This window comes from Vibrio sp. J383 (assembly GCF_023503985.1).
GTDB lineage: Bacteria > Pseudomonadota > Gammaproteobacteria > Enterobacterales > Vibrionaceae > Vibrio > Vibrio splendidus.
This window is the reverse complement of record NZ_CP097293.1, coordinates 830,955-849,478: the sequence shown is the minus strand read 5'-3', so window position 1 is coordinate 849,478 and position 18,524 is coordinate 830,955. Positions and strand designations below refer to the sequence as shown.

The 18,524-nt window shown below is 44.2% G+C and carries 16 protein-coding genes; 2 read left to right on the top strand and 14 right to left on the bottom strand.

The genetic code is table 11. The features are described 5' to 3' along the window. Positions 1 to 49: 49 nt before the first annotated feature. The 6 genes from M4S28_RS03825 to rppH form a co-directional block, all read right to left on the bottom strand. Complete coding sequence (locus tag M4S28_RS03825) at positions 50 to 1,438, bottom strand: winged helix-turn-helix domain-containing protein (RefSeq protein WP_249632335.1); 1,389 nt, start codon at positions 1,436 to 1,438, stop codon at positions 50 to 52. Between the two features lie 140 nt (positions 1,439 to 1,578). Beyond that, positions 1,579 to 2,430 carry a thymidylate synthase gene (locus M4S28_RS03820; protein ID WP_009848438.1) on the bottom strand — a complete coding sequence of 284 codons (852 nt, stop codon included), beginning with the start codon at positions 2,428 to 2,430 and terminating at the stop codon, positions 1,579 to 1,581. 9 nt (positions 2,431 to 2,439) lie between these two features. After that, positions 2,440 to 3,261: a prolipoprotein diacylglyceryl transferase gene (gene lgt, locus M4S28_RS03815; RefSeq protein ID WP_004735021.1), complete on the bottom strand. Its 822-nt coding sequence runs from the start codon at positions 3,259 to 3,261 to the stop codon at positions 2,440 to 2,442. 58 nt (positions 3,262 to 3,319) lie between these two features. Further along, a complete protein-coding gene (locus M4S28_RS03810) occupies positions 3,320 to 4,111 on the bottom strand; it encodes a sulfite exporter TauE/SafE family protein (RefSeq protein ID WP_004735020.1) in 792 nt (263 codons plus the stop codon). An 8-nt stretch (positions 4,112 to 4,119) separates the two neighbouring features. Next, positions 4,120 to 6,369: a phosphoenolpyruvate--protein phosphotransferase gene (gene ptsP / locus M4S28_RS03805; RefSeq protein ID WP_004735019.1), complete on the bottom strand. Its 2,250-nt coding sequence runs from the start codon at positions 6,367 to 6,369 to the stop codon at positions 4,120 to 4,122. A gap of 2 nt (positions 6,370 to 6,371) precedes the next feature. After that, positions 6,372 to 6,890 (bottom strand): RNA pyrophosphohydrolase, encoded by a 519-nt coding sequence (gene rppH, locus M4S28_RS03800; RefSeq protein WP_004735018.1) that lies wholly within the window; start codon positions 6,888 to 6,890, stop codon positions 6,372 to 6,374. 616 nt (positions 6,891 to 7,506) lie between these two features. Between rppH and mutH the strand changes: the two genes are divergently transcribed. Then, positions 7,507 to 8,172, top strand: a complete 666-nt coding sequence (mutH, locus tag M4S28_RS03795; protein WP_086027492.1) for a DNA mismatch repair endonuclease MutH — start codon at positions 7,507 to 7,509, stop codon at positions 8,170 to 8,172. An 86-nt stretch (positions 8,173 to 8,258) separates the two neighbouring features. Here mutH and M4S28_RS03790 read toward each other — a convergent pair whose 3' ends face one another. The 8 genes from M4S28_RS03790 to xerD form a co-directional block, all read right to left on the bottom strand. Beyond that, a complete protein-coding gene (locus M4S28_RS03790) occupies positions 8,259 to 8,570 on the bottom strand; it encodes a DUF6482 family protein (protein WP_004735016.1) in 312 nt (103 codons plus the stop codon). Positions 8,571 to 8,784: 214 nt separating this feature from the next. Further along, entirely contained in the window at positions 8,785 to 9,036 is a 252-nt protein-coding gene (locus M4S28_RS03785) for a hypothetical protein (protein WP_004735015.1), read from the bottom strand. A gap of 622 nt (positions 9,037 to 9,658) precedes the next feature. Then, entirely contained in the window at positions 9,659 to 10,993 is a 1,335-nt protein-coding gene (vpsR, locus tag M4S28_RS03780; protein ID WP_004735014.1) for a cyclic-di-GMP-binding transcriptional regulator VpsR, read from the bottom strand. Between the two features lie 274 nt (positions 10,994 to 11,267). After that, positions 11,268 to 12,800: a lysine--tRNA ligase gene (gene lysS / locus M4S28_RS03775; RefSeq protein ID WP_004735013.1), complete on the bottom strand. Its 1,533-nt coding sequence runs from the start codon at positions 12,798 to 12,800 to the stop codon at positions 11,268 to 11,270. Positions 12,801 to 12,898: 98 nt separating this feature from the next. Beyond that, positions 12,899 to 13,997, bottom strand: a protein-coding gene (prfB, locus tag M4S28_RS03770; protein WP_099426155.1) for a peptide chain release factor 2 whose coding sequence is annotated in 2 segments (ribosomal slippage) — positions 12,899 to 13,921 and positions 13,923 to 13,997 — 1,098 coding nt in all. Because the reading frame shifts where the segments join, the coding sequence is not laid out codon by codon here. A 251-nt stretch (positions 13,998 to 14,248) separates the two neighbouring features. Then, a complete protein-coding gene (recJ, locus tag M4S28_RS03765) occupies positions 14,249 to 15,985 on the bottom strand; it encodes a single-stranded-DNA-specific exonuclease RecJ (protein ID WP_017087527.1) in 1,737 nt (578 codons plus the stop codon). 79 nt (positions 15,986 to 16,064) lie between these two features. Continuing rightward, positions 16,065 to 16,844 (bottom strand): thioredoxin fold domain-containing protein, encoded by a 780-nt coding sequence (locus tag M4S28_RS03760; protein ID WP_249632334.1) that lies wholly within the window; start codon positions 16,842 to 16,844, stop codon positions 16,065 to 16,067. Between the two features lie 26 nt (positions 16,845 to 16,870). Beyond that, positions 16,871 to 17,785, bottom strand: a complete 915-nt coding sequence (gene xerD / locus M4S28_RS03755; RefSeq protein ID WP_249632333.1) for a site-specific tyrosine recombinase XerD — start codon at positions 17,783 to 17,785, stop codon at positions 16,871 to 16,873. Positions 17,786 to 17,935: 150 nt separating this feature from the next. Between xerD and fldB the strand changes: the two genes are divergently transcribed. Next, a complete protein-coding gene (gene fldB / locus M4S28_RS03750) occupies positions 17,936 to 18,457 on the top strand; it encodes a flavodoxin FldB (protein WP_004735008.1) in 522 nt (173 codons plus the stop codon). The last annotated feature ends 67 nt before the right edge of the window (positions 18,458 to 18,524 follow it).

The window sequence follows — 18,524 nt, the reverse complement described above, 5'->3', positions numbered from 1 at the left end:
AACGTCTTCACTTCAAAGAGAATTATGTGGTTTAGGAAAGGTTTGTTTTTTATAAAGATTCAATAAGATCAAACAGTTGGCCATTATACTCTTTTTTCACTTCGGTATAGCGCTGATAGTTGTATTGCGAACCTTCTGGGTTATCCGACAGCTTGTCAGCCACACTAAGTAGATAAAAACTGATAGGGCTCGGTGTACTTTCGGCCGCATAAAAAAGGTAAGGGAAAGCTTGATTGGCATGTTGGTTGATTAACAGTGCAAGACCCAAGGTAAGGTTGGCAATATCACAACGTGGGTTCATCTCGAAGGCTTGCTTTGCCAGTTGCAGTGCATGTTCGCGATCTTCTTGCTCATGACTTTGCAAATAAGCCAAAGATTCCGAATACGACAATAAGGCATTGACCAAATAATTGTCTCTTCCTTGCTGTTGAATCGTATCCAACTGAAGTGCGATCTCTGCAAATGGCTGTCCACCTTTGCCTTGGTAGAAAAGCGATATTCCCTCTGAAATAACCTTCCAATCATCGTAGTTATCAATAGAAGTCACTCGATGACTGACGACACCGTATTCTGAACTCATTGGGGCAATAATGGCTTTAATCTCAAGAATCACATCCCCAATGGCATCAAAAAAGTTATCTTGGCTAAAGCTCTTTTCCACTTTCTGACTTTGATTAGGCTGGCGGTTATTTTGTATCAACACGCTCAGTACATAGTCACCGCCCTTTTTCTTGAGCCAACCTTTGAGTTCGACACCATTATTGGCAAGTGATTGCTTGCTCTGTTTCGAAAGCTGAGAGAAATGGTAACCCGATAAGTTTTTTGCTGAATTCAATCCATAGAAAAGATAGTTGTATACGCTTTCCGACATCTCATATTCATTCGTAGAATCGAGCGTAATGTCATGGATATAAACGGGAATTACATCACTTTGATAAGAGGCAATACCGACAGTATCATTAGTTGGTACTTTGGTTTGCCATACCCAAGTTGCTATCAAGCCAACCGAGAATACTGCAGTTGTAATCAGGGCGATGGTTTTCTTTTTGGACTTAGCAATAAGAGCTTTAGGTTGGGAGGCGTCCCCAACGGGAGTGGGTCCGACGCTCGGCTGAGTCACTTCTATATCGAACAGGTAACCTTGCTTAGGAATAGTCTGAATGATGCTATATGGACGTGATTTATCCTGAAGCTGACAGCGCAGTAAGCTGATGACCTGTCTGACCAAGTTGTCAGACACTTGAGTTCTTTGCCAGACATCAGCAGCTATCTGCTGCGTACTAACCACTTGCCCGCGCTTCTCGATGAAATAGCTGAGCAGCCTTGCTTGTAGTGGCTCTAAATGAATCTCTTCACTATCAATCACTAACTGGTTTTTATCAGGGTAGAAAGAAATAGGAAAGTCGTGTTGCAATACAAAGCAATGCGAGCGAGTCATAGTAGTTCTGTGGTTAGAAAAGACCACTCAAGATTATTGGTTTTACGAATAGTAAGCAAGCCAAGCATCAGAAATAAAAAAGGCTGCGCAGAGGCAGCCTTTCGATCAATCTGTCAATCAGTCAATCAAAGCAGATTAGATTAAACCGAGAATGGGTACTTAATCGCTTCGTGGCATTCGTAGCCTTCAACCCAGAAGTCATCCATCGTCACCCACGTTTCCAAATCTTCTAGAGACTTAATCTCAGGATTGATATGGAATGTTGGCCCCGCTAAAGGCTCACGCTTCAACTGGATATCACGCATAGGTGCGAGTTGATCTTCGTAGATATGAGCATTAACCAGCTTGTGGTAAGCCACACCGGCTTTCTTGCCCGTGATTTGCGCCATGATTGCTAGGAACACATACACTTGAACCATGTTGAAGTTCAGACCTAATGGAACATCACAAGAGCGCTGAGTACTGTTTAGGTACAAAGTGTCACCAAGTAGAGAGAAGTGGTGGCTGTACATACACGGACGTAAACAACCCATGTGGAACTCACCTGGGTTATAAAAGTTTAAGATCTCGCCGCGGTCATCAATGCCGTTTGTTAGATCATCAACAATCTTCTTCAGTTGGTCGATATGACCGCCGTCAGGTTTTGCCCATGCACGTCCTTGAACGCCATAAACACGGCCCATGTCGTCTTCACCCTTGCGGTAAGGGTTATTTAACCATGCTTCATTCAGGTTAGAATTCGCATCCCAAGTTTTAGTCCCTAGCTTACGAAAATCTTCAGCATTGTCGTAACCACGTATATAGCCAAGCAGCTCAGCAACTGCGGCTTTCCAAAAACTTTTACGTGTTGTTACCAGTGGGAATTGGTTATTACCAACATCATATTCAAGGTCAGCATTGATTACGGTTAGGCAGCGCTTGCCCGTGCGTTCATTTTCAATCCAAGTACCGTCATTAACGATACGCTGACAGAGATCTAAATACTGTTTCACACCAATTCCTTACTTCGTTTGTTGTGGCAATTCATCTTTGTAGTGACCACGCTTGTATGCCCAAACCATCATCAGCACACCGATGATAACCATTGGCAGTGACAAAATTTGTCCCATAGAGATAAATCCACCGAACAAACCTAGCTGAGCATCAGGTTCACGTACGTATTCAACTAGGAAGCGGAATGTACCATATCCTGCTAGGAATAACCCTGATACAGAACCAAGAGGACGAGGCTTTTTGATGAACCAGTTCAAGATGAAGAACAGTACAATACCTTCAAGTGCCATTTCATAAAGCTGAGATGGGTGACGAGGGAGTGGACCACCGTTAGGGAATACAATCGCCCATGGCACATCAGTCACACGACCCCATAGCTCACTGTTCATGAAGTTGCCCATGCGGCCCATACCTAAACCAAATGGAACCAATGGTGCAATCATGTCAGCGACACCAAAAAAGGTTCGACCGTTCTTTTTGGCATACCAAAGCATCGCGGTGATCACACCAAGCAAACCACCATGGAAAGACATACCGCCAGTCCATACCTTAAATAGGTAGAGTGGATCATCAATGAAAAGGCCAAAGTTGTAGAAAAGTACGTAGCCAATACGACCACCAAGCACCACACCTAGAAAGCCAGCAAACAGTAGGTCTGATACTTGCTCTCGAGTCCAACCACTACCGGGTTGATCAGCTCGACGATTTGCTAACCAAAGAGCAAACATAAAACCGACAAGGTACATTAGGCCGTACCAACGAACTGAGATTGGTCCTAGTTCAATAAGAACAGGATCGATATTTGGGAATTCGATAAAACCCTGAGACATACTTGGCTCTCTATCTAAAATTGAATAACGGTTAACTCAACAGCTAACAGAAAAGACACTACAGCAGCATAGTGGCTGCTATAAACATTAAAAATACCGCAAAGAATTTCTTCAGCACGGGGGTTGGCAATTGAGTGGCCAGTTTAGCGCCAACTCGTGTGGTCAGAACTGAGGTACAAGATATCGCTATCAAAGCCGGTAGATAAACATAACCCAAACTATACGCCGGAAGATCATCGACAGAAGAGCCATGCCAAATAAAGCCTAGCATTCCCGAAATCGCGATAACACAACCACATACAGAGGATGAGCCTACAGCTTTACGCATTTCCACACCGTGATGGTTAAGGAAAGGCACCGATAAAGAACCACCACCAATACCAGCCAAGCTTGAAACCAAACCAATACCGCCACCACATAACATGGTCTTAGCTGAACCCGGCATCGACTTTTGACTCTTAGAGCGGATCGACAACAACATCTGCAACGCCAATACCAAGACAATCACACCAAAGACTTTTGGCAGATATTGAGCAGGAATAACGTCGGCGACAAAAGAACCTAGGAAACCACCAATCACCACACCAGGCATCAACCACTTAACGACAAAAAGCTCCACATTACCCAATTTTAAATGGTTAATCGCAGACGACCCTGAGGTAACAATAATGGTTGATAACGAGGTTGCCAATGCCATTTGCATCGCAAACTCTTGAGGAATACCCGCTTTAGGAAGCAAAAATAGCAAGGCAGGAACGACCAGCAAACCACCGCCAATGCCTAGCAAGCCCGCTAAAACACCAACAATAGCACCAAGGCCCGCTAACAAGCCTATCAGTTCATATGACACGTTAAATCCTATTTTTTACCTGCTCGAATGAAGCCTGTAAATTCACGCTCTTCGAAATAGTTCAGCATCATACTATAGATGTCACTACCATATGGTTTTGAAAGCGCTCTATTTGCCAAATCCTGTAATTCACTCAAGTTAGATTGGCGAATCAAATATTTGGTCCTCGCGACATTCGAGGTATTCATACTTAACGTCTCATACCCCAACCCAATCAGTAACAACGCGCCCATAGGATCACCGGCTAGCTCGCCACAAATACACACAGGTAATTGATGTTGCTTACAAGTATCATGAATTTGTTTTAATGCCATGATCACCGCAGGGTGCATTGATTCATAGACATCGGATACTCGTGAATTGTTCCGATCAACCGCTAATAAATATTGAGTTAAGTCGTTGGTACCGACTGAAACAAAGTCGACCTTATCAGCAATCAGCGGCAGTATGTAAAGCATTGATGGCACTTCAATCATGATACCAACGCGAGGCATACGCACTCGGTTATCAAGCTCATGCACTTCGTCATACGCTTGTTCAATAAGTTGTAGCGCGTCATCCAGTTCCTGCGCACCAGAGATCATCGGCAGCAAAATACTCAAGTTATGGCTTTCACAGCTCGCACGTAGCATGGCACGTAACTGAATAATAAAGATGTCAGGATGATCGAGCGTAAAACGAATACCACGCCAACCAAGGAATGGGTTGTCCTCTTCGATAGGGAAATAAGGTAAGGCCTTATCGCCACCGATATCGAGTGTACGCATCACCACTTGCTTCTCAGGGTAGCTTGCGAGTACAGAACGGTATTGCTTGAATTGTTCGTCTTCTGACGGAAACCTCTGCTGCAACAAGAAAGAAATTTCGGTTCGATACAGCCCTACCCCATCAACGCCTTGGTTGATAGCGATATTGGTGTCGGCACTCAAGCCCGCATTAAGCAGGATCTCGACTTGCTGGTTGTCTTGCGTTTTTGCCGGTAAGTACAGTTCTCGATTGACCATCGAAGAGAGCTCACTCTCTTCTAGAATCAGCCCTTGATATTCTTTGAGCAGGTTTTGAGTCGGCTCAATAAAGATCTCGCCACTATACCCATCAACAATCGCTTGCTTACCATTAGCTTGAGCAAGATTTAGGTTAACCCCCATAACAGAAGGAATACCCAAAGCTCGAGATAAAATCGCGGCATGTGAGTTCGCTGCCCCTTCCAAAGAAATAACAGCTAAAAGTTTTTCTTTGGGAATAGAGGCCAATACCGAAGCCGTTAACTCTCGAACCACCAAAATAATTGGCTTATCTAGCGTGCGAAGTTCATGTTCAGAATTGTGAAGGAAATACAGCAGCCTTTGACCAAGCTCTCGGATGTCTTGTGCCCTCTCACGAAGGTACACGTCTGACATACGAGCAAAGCGATTCGAGTAGCTCTCAACAACCTGCCTTAATGCCCAATCGGCCTTATCGCCTTTCTGGATTTGGCTCTTAAGATCCTTACGTAACATTGGATCGTTGAGTAAGTGAGTAAACAGGTCAAAGATCGCCAACGCGTCTTTATTGATTTCACTGTCTAGGCGCTTTCGCATTCGCTTAAAGTCATTGAGAGCATTTTCGACGGCGACTGCCAGCATTTCATGCTCTCTTTCAACATTAAGCGTCGATGCTGGATAAACATCGGTGAGTTCAGGCTGAGTGTTGTCCCACCATAAATCACCAATCGCAACGCCCGATGAAGCTGCAATACCTTTAATCTTAGGTAGCTTCTGTTGCTCTAAAAGCCAATGGCCTTGAGTTTGAGCGTGCGCCACAATGACCGCAAGTTGTGCTGAGAGAGTGACAAGGAAGGATTCTTCCATCTCACTGAATAAACGAGGAGACTTCTGTTGAATGACCAATACGCCAAGCACTTGCTTGCGATGGATAATCGGAGTGCCGAGAAAAGAGTGATAAACCTTTTCTCCAAGCTCTGGAAAAAACTTATAAGCAGGGTGAGCAGACGCTTGTGCAAGGTTGATAGGTTCAGCACTTCTTTTGACAAGGCCAACCAGACCTTCGTCAAAACCAATGTGAATACTATTGCCTTTGAAGATCAGGCCTTGAGTTGCCATCAACTCAAGACGCTGCATATCATTATTTGCCAAATACACGGTGCAACATTCCGTCTGCATCGCACTGCATGTCTCTTTAACCAAAATATCAAGAGCCGTCGACACATCTTCAACTCTTGATACGTGTTCAACTATTTCCCTTAGTTGACTGAGCATGCTTAACCTCTACGCAATTTGCGTTTTCCTTTTGTTTTTCGCTCTTTAAACGGCATTGCTAAAGATGCGAATTCTTTCATCGCTCGACGGTAAACATCTCGCTTGAAAGAAACAACTTGTCGAACTGGGTACCAGTAACTCACCCAACGCCAACCATCAAACTCAGGTGTACTTCCACGCTGCATATTGATCTGCGATTCATCGCAATCTAAGCGTAAAAGGAACCACTTCTGTTTTTGTCCAATACAGACAGGTTTAGAATCCCACCGAACCAGTCGTTTGGGCAGCTTATAGCGTAACCAATGACGACTTGTCGCGACGATCTTTACATCCTTTTTAGTAAGGCCAACCTCTTCATACAACTCGCGGTACATTGCCTGTTCCGGAGTTTCACCTTCATCTATCCCCCCTTGAGGGAATTGCCATGAATGTTGCCCGTATCGTTTAGCCCAGAAGACCTGACCATGGTTGTTACAGATTACAATACCAACATTTAATCGGTAACCATCGCCATCTATCACTGGCCAACCTCTATCTAAATTTTTAATTACTCTGATTTTTCCACATATCCCCAATCGGAGCAAACTTAGTGACGTGACAAGCGCTATATTTATGAATATTAACTAAGAATATGGATAAGTTTTGCTCAAATTCTAGTTACCCACACAATAGTGAGACATAGACCACATTTATTCACCTTTTCTGTGAATAACTATGTGAAGAATTACCCGCAATCGTTTTTTTTAATCCATAGATTCATCAACACCAAAAACACCAAGCCGAACAAATATAATTTATTCAATTAAAAATCAATAATTTAGAATTAATTTTTCATTTCCAAAAACATTAGAAAAGTAAAAGATCTTTCAAAAACAGAACATGGTTAAAGATCAACCACTCCGATGTTTATCCACACTAGTAAGTGAAAGATTCATTTTGAACCCCATTTGGCAAGCATTTAATCCACCATAAACCCCTGTTTATTTATCCACTAAATTAATATTTCAATTAATTACCTTTATGTCCTGTGGATAACCATGAGTTTGATCCCTTTCCTAACAAGGAGATCATTTCTTAACCAGTCGTCATATGGTGATAACTTCTGGTAAAATCATTTTTTTGATCATGCCTTTTATTATGAAACCAGAACCACAAACACAACAAGAGCTGCTAGACAGAGCGTATGCTATCGCCGGAATGACCTTTAAAGAGCTCGCCGATGAAGCCGAGATGGTGATGCCAAACGACCTCAAGCGCGATAAAGGCTGGGTTGGACAGCTATTGGAATGGCACTTGGGTGCGCCCGCTGGCAGCAAACCAGAACAAGATTTTGCCAAACTCGGTATCGAGCTTAAAAGCATCCCGATTGGCTACTCTGGAAAGCCACTCGAAACCACCTTTGTTTGTGTCGCTCCATTGATGGGCGTGCAAGGCATAACTTGGGAAACCAGTCACGTTCGAAACAAGCTGTCTAAAGTGTTGTGGATCCCTGTTGAGGGAGAAAGAGAGATCCCGCTGGCAGAAAGGCATGTTGGCTCCCCATTACTCTGGACACCAAGCCTAGCTGAAAACGAACTCCTGAAAAGAGATTGGGAAGAGCTGATGGAGTTGATCGTGTTGGGTAATGTTGAACAGATAACAGCAAGACACGGCGAAGCACTGCATTTGCGACCAAAAGCGGCCAACAGTCGCGTGTTAACAGAAGCTTACGGTGCAAGTGGAAAACCTATCAAGACTAAGCCACGTGGTTTCTATCTACGGACTCAATTCACCCATAAATTGCTGACAACCCATTATGCATAGAGCTTTTATCTAGCATAGATGGACCAAACTATCAGTATGTTACAAACCGCCTGTAACTAGAATCAATCTCTAGCTACGAACGCTCTCTAATGAGGTTTGAGCGCCAGTTCAATATCACAGTAGCTTTGGCTTGGCTCATTGCCAAACTCGTCATAGGCGTTGTGTAAGCGAAGATACGCCTTTTCAAAACCGAGCCGAAGCAACTCTTCTTTCACTTGATCCAAGGATCCAAAGTGAAGCGGCTCACCGTCTTGCTTTACCGGTTCTAGCTTGTGTTTATATTCCACTGCTAATAGATATTCCGAGATATCGGAACAGCCAATAACGTATACTTTCGGGGTTTGATAAGAGTCTTTGTGCTCTCCATGTAACCACATGTCTAATTGATGCTTTTGCATAGCCAGCCTCCCTTGCTCTATAAAGCGTAGTAGAACTCTTTTTCTTTACTAGATAACGACTTAAAAAAGCACACATAACGGCTTAAAAAAGCAAAAAAGAGAAGCGAGTGCTTCTCTTTTTTGGCCAGTTCTAGTTCAAAAGCTTGCACTTCCGACGCCACAACTATCGCTGATATTTATCTTAAGGGGTGAAAGGCGCTATCACCCCACAAGATTACGTCGGTATTCGCGCGCTTAAGACTCGACGAAGGTGACGAACTCGACGTTCAATCGTAACGACTTCAGGTTCAGAAAAACCAATTGGTCGACCATCGGCTTCAAGGCCAATATCTCTCAATAAATGAGTATTGTTCCATGGTAGATCGTATGAACTACGACGAACTTTTCGTTGCCATTCACGTTCTTCACGACGAAGGTCTGCACGGATAAGGACTGTTGCTAGTTTTAAGTATACTGAGTGACGCATAATAACTCTCCAGTTGTAAAATAAACTGAGGAAAAATAGCGTGTTAAATAGTATGAGGGCTTCTCACTTAGCTGCTATTTTTCCGCAGCCAAATAAGGGTACGGATCTATTAGTTAGGTTTATCTTGGGTGTTTCGATCGGCCATGGCTGATGTTTGTGACATAACAGTCACCATGTCAGTACACGGATCAAACGACGCGCAAATATGCTGTATAAAATCGAAATGTTTCATTTGCGCCTCCAAACTAACTAAAAAATCCAAAAAGAAATGAGATAATAAAAGCAAATAAGTCTTTGTTAAACCATTGCTTTCACGGTTAAAGTCTAACCAAGTGAGTATATTATTCAACCGATAATTGATTAACAATTTCAAAACAAATGATTCACCCAAAATATCAGTTGCATATCACTTTATATATAACATATTCACTATGATTATATAAAATCACAGAACATCTATCTTAAAGGCCGAGCCTCCAATAGCTCAATCTGTCAATCTGTCAATCTGTCAATCTGTCAACGATCAACGATCAACGATCAACGAGAAGTTGTAGCAATGGATATAAAAAAACCACGCATCATGCGTGGCTCTTAGATTTACACTAACTGGATAGAATCAGCTCTAAACAACACCTTCAGAAATCAGGCTATGTTTATTCAGCAATCGGTACATGGTTGCACGCGAAACTCCAAGCTCCTTAGCGGCCAACGATACTTGACCACCATAAGATTCCAGAACAATCAGCAACGCATCGCGCTCTGAACGCTCACGGATACTTTTGAGACTGCGGCGCTCATCATTCTGTTTTGGTAAATCCAGTTGTTGATCGTCAATGATCACCGCATCCGACATCAGCACGACACGCTTAATTTGATTCATCAGCTCACGCACATTGCCCGGCCAGTGATAACGATTCATCGAGCGGATAGCATCGTCTGAAAAGCTCTTCGCTTGAGCATTGAACTCTTTTGAATACTCGCGTAGAAAATGATTAGCCAGTACTGAAATATCACTCACTCGCTCTTTCAAGCTCGGTACGTGAATACGCAGAACATTGATGTAATGATAAAGCTCTTCATTGAAGTCGCCCTCGATCAATGCCTTTTCGATATCAGAAGAGTTCGCGGCCAGAATACGCACATCGACAGGCTTAGGACCATCCGCAGTTTCAATTTTACCTTCTTGTAAGAAACGCAGCAGGTTCAACTGCTGATTACGTGGCATCGCCAATACATCATTGAGTAAGATGGTTCCGCCGTCGGCTTCTTCCAACAGACAAGGTGCTGCAGCGGGCTGTGCAGAGATACCAAATACCTCGGCCTCTATTCTCATTTCAGACAAGGCACGACAATTGACCGTTAAAAATGGCTTTTGCGCTCGCGAAGAGTTTTGATGAATTGAGCGTGCAACCGTCTCTTTTCCTGCTCCACTCTCTCCGTAAATCAGGATACTGACATCAGTCGGCCCAATGCGCTTTACTTGGTCTCTCAAACGCTTCACAGCCACAGAGTCGCCAAGCAAACCCATATTGTTGTTGATGCCGTAGTTTGGCCATACTTTCTGCTCAAGCTTGAGCATACCCAATTGGTGACCAATGGTACTCAATAACTGGGCATCTGGGATTGGCGCCGTGAAAAAGTCGATACAGAAGTTCACGATAAATTGGCAAATGGTATCAGAGCTCAATTGCGATTCACGAATAAAGGCGAGCCATCTTACTTGCTTGTTGTTGCTCACGAGATTAGCGATACCGTTAAGGCTAAACTCATCATGACTAAGATCCACAATGCCAATGCATGGGCCAATGTCAGCAATCAAGGCATCGGCTTTTCGTAAATCTGCACACTGGGTACATTGCCAACCCACTTGCTCTAACACTGATAACCAGGGTTCGTACGCACCACCAACGACGATAAGAGAACCTGGTAAGGAATCCATCTTAAATTGAGTTCCCATCCTTCTTCCTTATTCTATTTTTATTTAAATCAAGCTAATACGAGTCACTGCTTCATCGTTCGACAAAATGCCACGAGATCGTATTCAGCGCAGGACGTATAGTAGTGAGACTATCTTAGATTTTATGTCTCAATAGTAAGACTATGTCAGAAATAATGGTTTTTCGAATCAAGAGTGCGGTACAGGCTAGGTTTTGCAGCCTAAAAACAGAAAAAGCCACCCGAAGGTGGCTTTTTTTTTAATTAGATGGGCTGTTACATCCCATAAGCGAATATTACGCTTGTGGACGCATTGCCGGGAACAAGATCACGTCACGGATTGTGTGCGTATTTGTAAATAGCATCGCTAGACGATCGATACCAATACCTTGACCCGCTGTTGGCGGTAAGCCGTGCTCTAGTGCAGTAATGTAGTCTGCATCGTAGTACATCGCTTCGTCATCACCCGCGTCTTTTGCGTTAACTTGCGCTTTAAAACGCTCATCTTGGTCTTGTGCATCGTTAAGCTCAGAGAAACCATTCGCTACTTCACGGCCACCGATGAAGAACTCAAAGCGGTCGGTGAAGAATGGGTTGCTGTCGCTACGACGAGCCAATGGAGAGATGTCCGCTGGGTAACCCGTGATGAATGTTGGTTGAATTAGCTGAGGCTCAGCCGTTTCACCAAAGATCTCTTCAAGAAGCTGACCACAAGTCCAGAATTTCTCAACGTACAGACCTACTTCTTCTGCAATTTTAACCATCAATTCTCTGTTCTGAAGATCGTCTTCAGTTAGAGCTTGGATGTTTGCATTTTCAGGTGTGTAGTGTTTGATTGCATCGAACATGCTCATGCGAGCGTAAGTGCCACCGAACTCAACTGTTTCGTCACCGTAAGGCATAGAAGTAGAACCAAGAACGTCCATCGCTGCTGTGCTTAGCATCTCTTCCGTTAGATCCATTAGATCTTTATAGTCAGAGTACGCTTGGTAGAATTCCATCATTGTGAATTCTGGGTTGTGACGTGGAGAAAGACCTTCGTTACGGAAGTTACGGTTGATCTCGAATACACGGTCAAAACCACCAACCACTAGACGCTTAAGGTAAAGCTCAGGTGCAACACGTAGGTACATGTCGATGTCTAATGCGTTGTGATGAGTGATGAATGGACGTGCTGTAGCACCGCCTGGGATCACGTGCATCATTGGCGTTTCAACTTCTAGGTAGCCTTTTGAGCTCATGAAGTTACGGATTGAAGACACAAGCTTAGAACGCACGATGAATGTGTTACGAGAGTCTTCGTTCACGATTAGGTCAACGTAACGCTGACGGTAACGCATCTCTTGGTCAGTTAGACCGTGGAACTTCTCTGGTAGAGGACGAAGTGCTTTAGTTAGCAGTTCAAACTCTTCCATGTTCACGTAAAGGTCACCTTTACCAGATTTGTGAAGCGCACCTTTAACACCGATGATGTCACCGATATCTAGGCCTTGGTACTTCTCTTTCAGTACTTTTTGTACGTCTTTCGCTGCGTATGCTTGGATACGACCAGAAGTTTCTTGAATCGCAAGGAATGGACCACGCTTCGCCATAACACGACCAGCGATCGCAACGATGTGGTTAAGCTCTTCTAGCTCTTCCTTAGTCTTCTCACCGAATTCCGCTTGAAGATCGCCAGCTAGGTGCTCGCGACGGAAATCATTTGGGTGACCGTTCGCTTTGCAGTTCAAGCGGATGTGATCCAGCTTGCTACGGCGTTCAGCGATTAGTTTGTTCTCTTCAGGTGAAGAAGCTTCTTGTGCGTTTTCGTTTTGAACAGCATCAGTCATTAGAGATGTACCTTGCTTTTATAATTTGGACAGCTATATTTTTGAAAATATAGGCATTTTTACCAATATTATTGGTAAAACTTAAGAGTTGGTAAAGCTTACAGACCTGATTTCAGGCTAGCTTCAATAAACTTGTCTAAGTCACCGTCAAGAACCGCTTGAGTATTGCGATTTTCGATGCCGGTGCGCAAATCTTTGATACGAGAATCATCCAGTACGTAAGAGCGGATTTGACTGCCCCAACCGATGTCTGATTTCGTTTCTTCGCTCGCTTGTTTTTCAGCATTTTGTTTTTGAATCTCAAGTTCAAAAAGCTTAGCACGTAGCTGCTTCATCGCTTGGTCTTTGTTCTTATGCTGCGAACGGTCATTCTGACATTGAACTACGGTGTTGGTTGGAACGTGAGTAATACGTACCGCCGATTCCGTGGTGTTTACGTGTTGACCACCAGCACCAGAGGCACGGTATACGTCAATACGTAAGTCAGAAGGATTAATATCGATCGTAATGTTGTCATCAATCTCTGGGTAGATAAACGCAGATGCAAATGAAGTATGACGACGGCCACTTGAATCAAATGGTGACTTACGAACTAGACGGTGAACACCTGTCTCTGTACGTAACCAACCATAAGCGTATTCACCAGAAATACGTACCGTTGCGCCTTTAAGGCCAGCAACATCACCATCAGACACTTCGATCACTTCGGTCTTGAAGCCTTTCGAATCTGCCCAACGTAAGTACATACGCAACATCATTGAAGTCCAATCTTGAGCTTCTGTACCGCCCGAGCCTGACTGTAAATCGATGTAGCAATCTGATGCGTCGTGATCGCCAGCAAACATACGACGGAATTCCAGTTTTTCTAGCTTAGCTTCTAGCTCTGCTAATTCTGGTTCGATTTCGTCAAACGTTTCTTGGTCTTCTTCTTCAACCGCAAGCTCTAATAGACCCTCAACATCCTCAACACCTTGGTCAAGTTGGTCGATCGTTTCTACTACTGCTTCCAATGCAGAACGTTCTTTACCTAGCGCTTGAGCACGCTCAGGTTCGTTCCATACATCCGGTTGTTCTAATTCTGCGTTTACTTCTTCTAGACGCTCTTTTCTAGCGTCATAGTCAAAGATACCCCCTCAGGATATTTGTGCGTTCAGACACATCCTGCAGACGGTTTTTAATAGGATTGATTTCAAACATTTTAGCTCATCATTTATGAGTAGAATTTAACCGAAGAATTGTACTCAAAAGTGTGACGGAGATACAGAATTTTTTAGAGCGGAAAGCCAAGATTCAACAACTTAATGGAATATAAAATTGACAGACAGAAAAAACACGTGAAATTTGTAAGGGAAAGAAAGAAAACAAGCCCTGTTTTTGAACAGAGCTTGTTGAATTTGGGGCTAAATGATGAACATCATTCAGTGAACGATAACGCTATTTGGCTTCAACTATTTGGCTTCAATATGGTCAACCATCAACTGCAACGATTGGTTGCCACGAAACTCGTTGATATCAAGCTTAAATGCAAGGTGAACCGTTTTCACGGACGCATCTGGCCAACGACGTAAATCAACATTGAAAGCAATACCATCAATCATCACATTGGTTGGGTGGCCTTTGTATAGAGGTTCTAGCATCAATTTAAGGTGTTTTTCACCTACCAGCTTTTGATGCAGCACTTTAAACTCACCATCAAAGATGGGTTCTGGGAAAGCTTGGCCCCACGGACCACCTGAACGCAACGTCTCAGCGGTATGCATTGAGAACTCTTCAGGTAACAGTTCACCATCAGACAAGATAATGCCCTTAAGTGCCGTCTCACCGAGTTCTTTACGCACAACGTCATCAAACATCTTACTGAATCGCTCGAAGTCTTTTTCCATAATAGTTAAGCCAGCAGCCATTGCGTGACCACCAAACTTCAAGATCAAGCCAGGGTTTTGAGTATCGATTCTGTCTAGCGCATCGCGCATGTGCAAACCTGGAATCGAACGACATGAACCCTTGATGCTGCCTTCACCACCATCAGCAAATGCGATCACTGGGCGGTGATATTTGTCTTTGATACGCGAAGCGAGAATACCGATTACGCCTTGGTGCCAATCACGTTGAAACAGCGCCAAACCAGAAGGCAAATCGTCTTTACCAAATTCAAGGCGCTCACAAAAAGCCATCGCTTCTTGTTTCATGCCCTCTTCGATCTCTTTACGTGTTTGGTTCAAGCCATCTAACTCACTGGCCATTCGACGCGCGGCATGGATGTTGTTACTCATTAGCAGCTCAACACCAAAAGACATATCATCCAATCGGCCTGCCGCATTGATACGTGGGCCAAGTGCAAAACCAAAATCAGAAGCGACCAAACGCTTAGCGTCTCGCTTAGCAATTTCAATCAAGGCTTGAATACCCGGACGAGCTTTGCCCGCACGAATGCGTTGTAGCCCTTGGTGCACCAAGATTCGGTTATTTTCATCAAGTGGAACCACATCCGCAACAGTACCCAGTGCCACTAGGTCAATCAGTTCCATCAACTTGGGTTCTGTCATACCGTGTTGAGCAAACCAACCCAACTTACGCATGTGAACACACAACGCCATCATCAGATAAAAGGCGACACCAACACCCGCTAGCGCTTTTGAAGGAAATGCACAGCTTTCTAGGTTCGGATTGACCATCGCATCGGCGATTGGCAGTTCATTACCCGGCAAGTGATGATCAGTAACCAGAACGTCTAGCCCTTTCTCTTTAGCGAAACGGACACCGTCAATCGAAGAGACACCGTTGTCCACGGTCATGATCACTTCAGCACCAAGTTCGATCGCCTGTTCGACAACCTCAGGGCTCAAGCCATAACCATCTTCAAAACGGTTTGGTACTAGATAATCAACGTTAGAGCTGCCCAACATACGCAGAGCAAGCACAGACAACGCCGAACTGGTTGCGCCATCGGCATCAAAGTCACCAACAATGATGATGCGCTTTTGCTGCTGAATGGCTTTGAACAACAATTCAACCGCAGCATCAATGCCGCCCAGTTTTTGATAAGAGTGCAAGCCTTTCGCTGCTGTCTCTAGTTGGTCAGCACTGTCGATTCCGCGACTCACATAAATGCGCTTTAACAAGTCAGGTAAGTGAGCAGGTAAGACTGAAGTGTCGACCTCAGGACGGCGTTGGATCTCTATCATATAAAAATGGGCCTGATATTAATCAGGCCACTCCTTAAATCAAAAACATGAGGGATAAATTGGCAATACAGAAACGATATTATTGCTCTAAACGTTGAAGAAGTTGTGCTGGCGGTAAGTAACCACTCACCAACTCACCACTTGCTAGCACGATAGCAGGTGTGCCATTGATGCCAAGCTCACGACCTAGTTGGTATTGTTTAGCGATGATCTGCTTCTGCTCTGCTAGGTCTTTACCAGACGCTGGCATTTGACGGTTTACTTTAGCATCGTGCATGGCTGTTTTTGGATCATCTGAAGCCCAGATTGCTGCCATTTGATCGGCAACTTGTCCTGTTGCACCTTGGCGTGGGTAAGCCATGTAACGAACGGTAATACCTAGATCGTTATAGCCTTGCATTTGGCTGTGCAGACGAACACAGTAACCACAGGTAATGTCAGTAAATACCGTCACAACGTACTTTTCGTTATCGGCTTTATATTCGATAACTGTATCCGACATCGCCGCGACCTTTTCAGCATTAAGTGGAGCTTGACGCTCAGCCAGAACGTCACTGAATTTGCCGTTATCATCCAGAGAGTAAAGAGTGCCGGCTAGAAAGTGATCGCCCTCTGGAGAAGAAAAGATAATGCCACTGTTAGTTTGAATTTCTAATAGGCCATCGATGTCTGAAGGAAGGATCTTCTCTACCTTGATACCGATTTTTTCAAAACGCTTAGTTAACGCTGCTGTATCAATAGCTTGAGCTGGAGCAACTTCTACGGCTGTTGATGTTTGTTCTACTTTCGCTTCTGATGCATTACATGCAGTAATCATGAGAGGAAGCACTAATAGAGGAAGACGGCGTAATACGCTCATTAAGTTCACCTTAAAAATAAATGGATTTAAGCACGTGGGTGATGCTGCGCGTGAATTTGCTTCAGCCTTTCGGTCGCCACGTGAGTATAAATTTGGGTTGTCGATAAGTCACTATGCCCAAGCAACATCTGTACGACCCTGAGATCTGCGCCATAGTTCAGTAAATGAGTCGCAAAAGCGTGTCTTAATACGTGTGGTGACAATAGCTCTGTATCTATACCAGCAACAATTGAGTAATGCTTAATACGATACCAGAACGTCTGACGGGTCATTTGCTTGGCGCGTTTACTCGGAAAAACCACATCAGAACTGTTTTCGCCGAGCAGTTGTGGCCGACCTTGTTCAATAAAAGTCTCAATCCAGTCCACGGCATTTTCGCCCATTGGCACCAAGCGCTCTTTACCGCCTTTACCAATAACACGCACCACGCCTTGTCTTAGGCTGATATTTTCCATCGTCAAACTGACTAACTCGGTAACACGAAGACCAGTTGCATATAATAACTCAAGCATCGCTTTATCGCGAAGTTCAATAGGGTCATTGGGATCAGGAGCCTCTAGCAGTGCATTAACTTGCTCTTCACTCAAATCTTTTGGCAAGCGCTGTGGCAACTTAGGGCTGATCAACAATGCACTCGGATCATCGCCTCTCACTTTCTCGCGGTGCAAGTATTGGAACAAGCGACGAATCGCCGACAACATGCGAGCACGGGAAGTCTGCTTAAAATCGGCGTCGGCTAACCAGCCTTGATAATCCTGTAACCCTGAAAGGCTAATAAAATCGAGGCGGTAGTTGTTCTTTTCCATCCACGTTAGAAGCTTGGACAAATCGGTACGATATGAGACAAGCGTATTCTCCGATAACCCTCGCTCCATCCACATAGCATCTAAAAACTGCTCAACGAGACCGTGGTCTGCGCTCTGCCCTTGAGGCGACTGCATAGTGTTACTCACAATATTGGAAACTGTTTTGAGAGTATGTCAGAGCAAATATGAATGCCATAAAAATTACGACTTGAGCGGATAATCGCTGCAATCGAAGTCGATTTATGGTTAGAATTCGCCATCTGAAATTAAAATCGAACGTTTGCTATGAAAATTGGATTATTTTACGGCTCAACCACCTGCTATACCGAAATGGCAGCAGAGAAAATTCGCGGTATTATTGGTGAAGACCTAGTTGATATCCATAACGTGAAAGAAACCCCTCTTTCTTTTATGGCGGACTACGACCTTTTATTGCTTGGCATCTCAACGTGGGATTTCGGTGAAATTCAAGAAGACTGGAATGAGTTGTGGGAAGACATCGCAACCACGCCAATGAAAGGCAAGGTTGTGGCTTTATTTGGTCTAGGCGATCAAGAAGGCTACGGTGAATGGTTCTTAGATGCTATGGGGCTATTGCATGACGAACTGAAAACCGCAGGCGCTGAGTTTGTCGGCTTCTGGCCAAACGATGACAGCTACGAATTCGAAGCATCTAAAGCCCTGACAGAAGACAAATCGCAATTCGTTGGTTTGGCTCTGGATGAAGACTCACAATACGAGCTTAGCGATGAACGTATCGCAACTTGGGTTGAGCAAGTACTGGTTGAGTACAGCGAAAAGCTATAAGCTCTGCTTCCTTAGAATTAAGCACTAAGCGAGAGTTTCTAGCTTTATGCGAAAATTTCTAGATCCA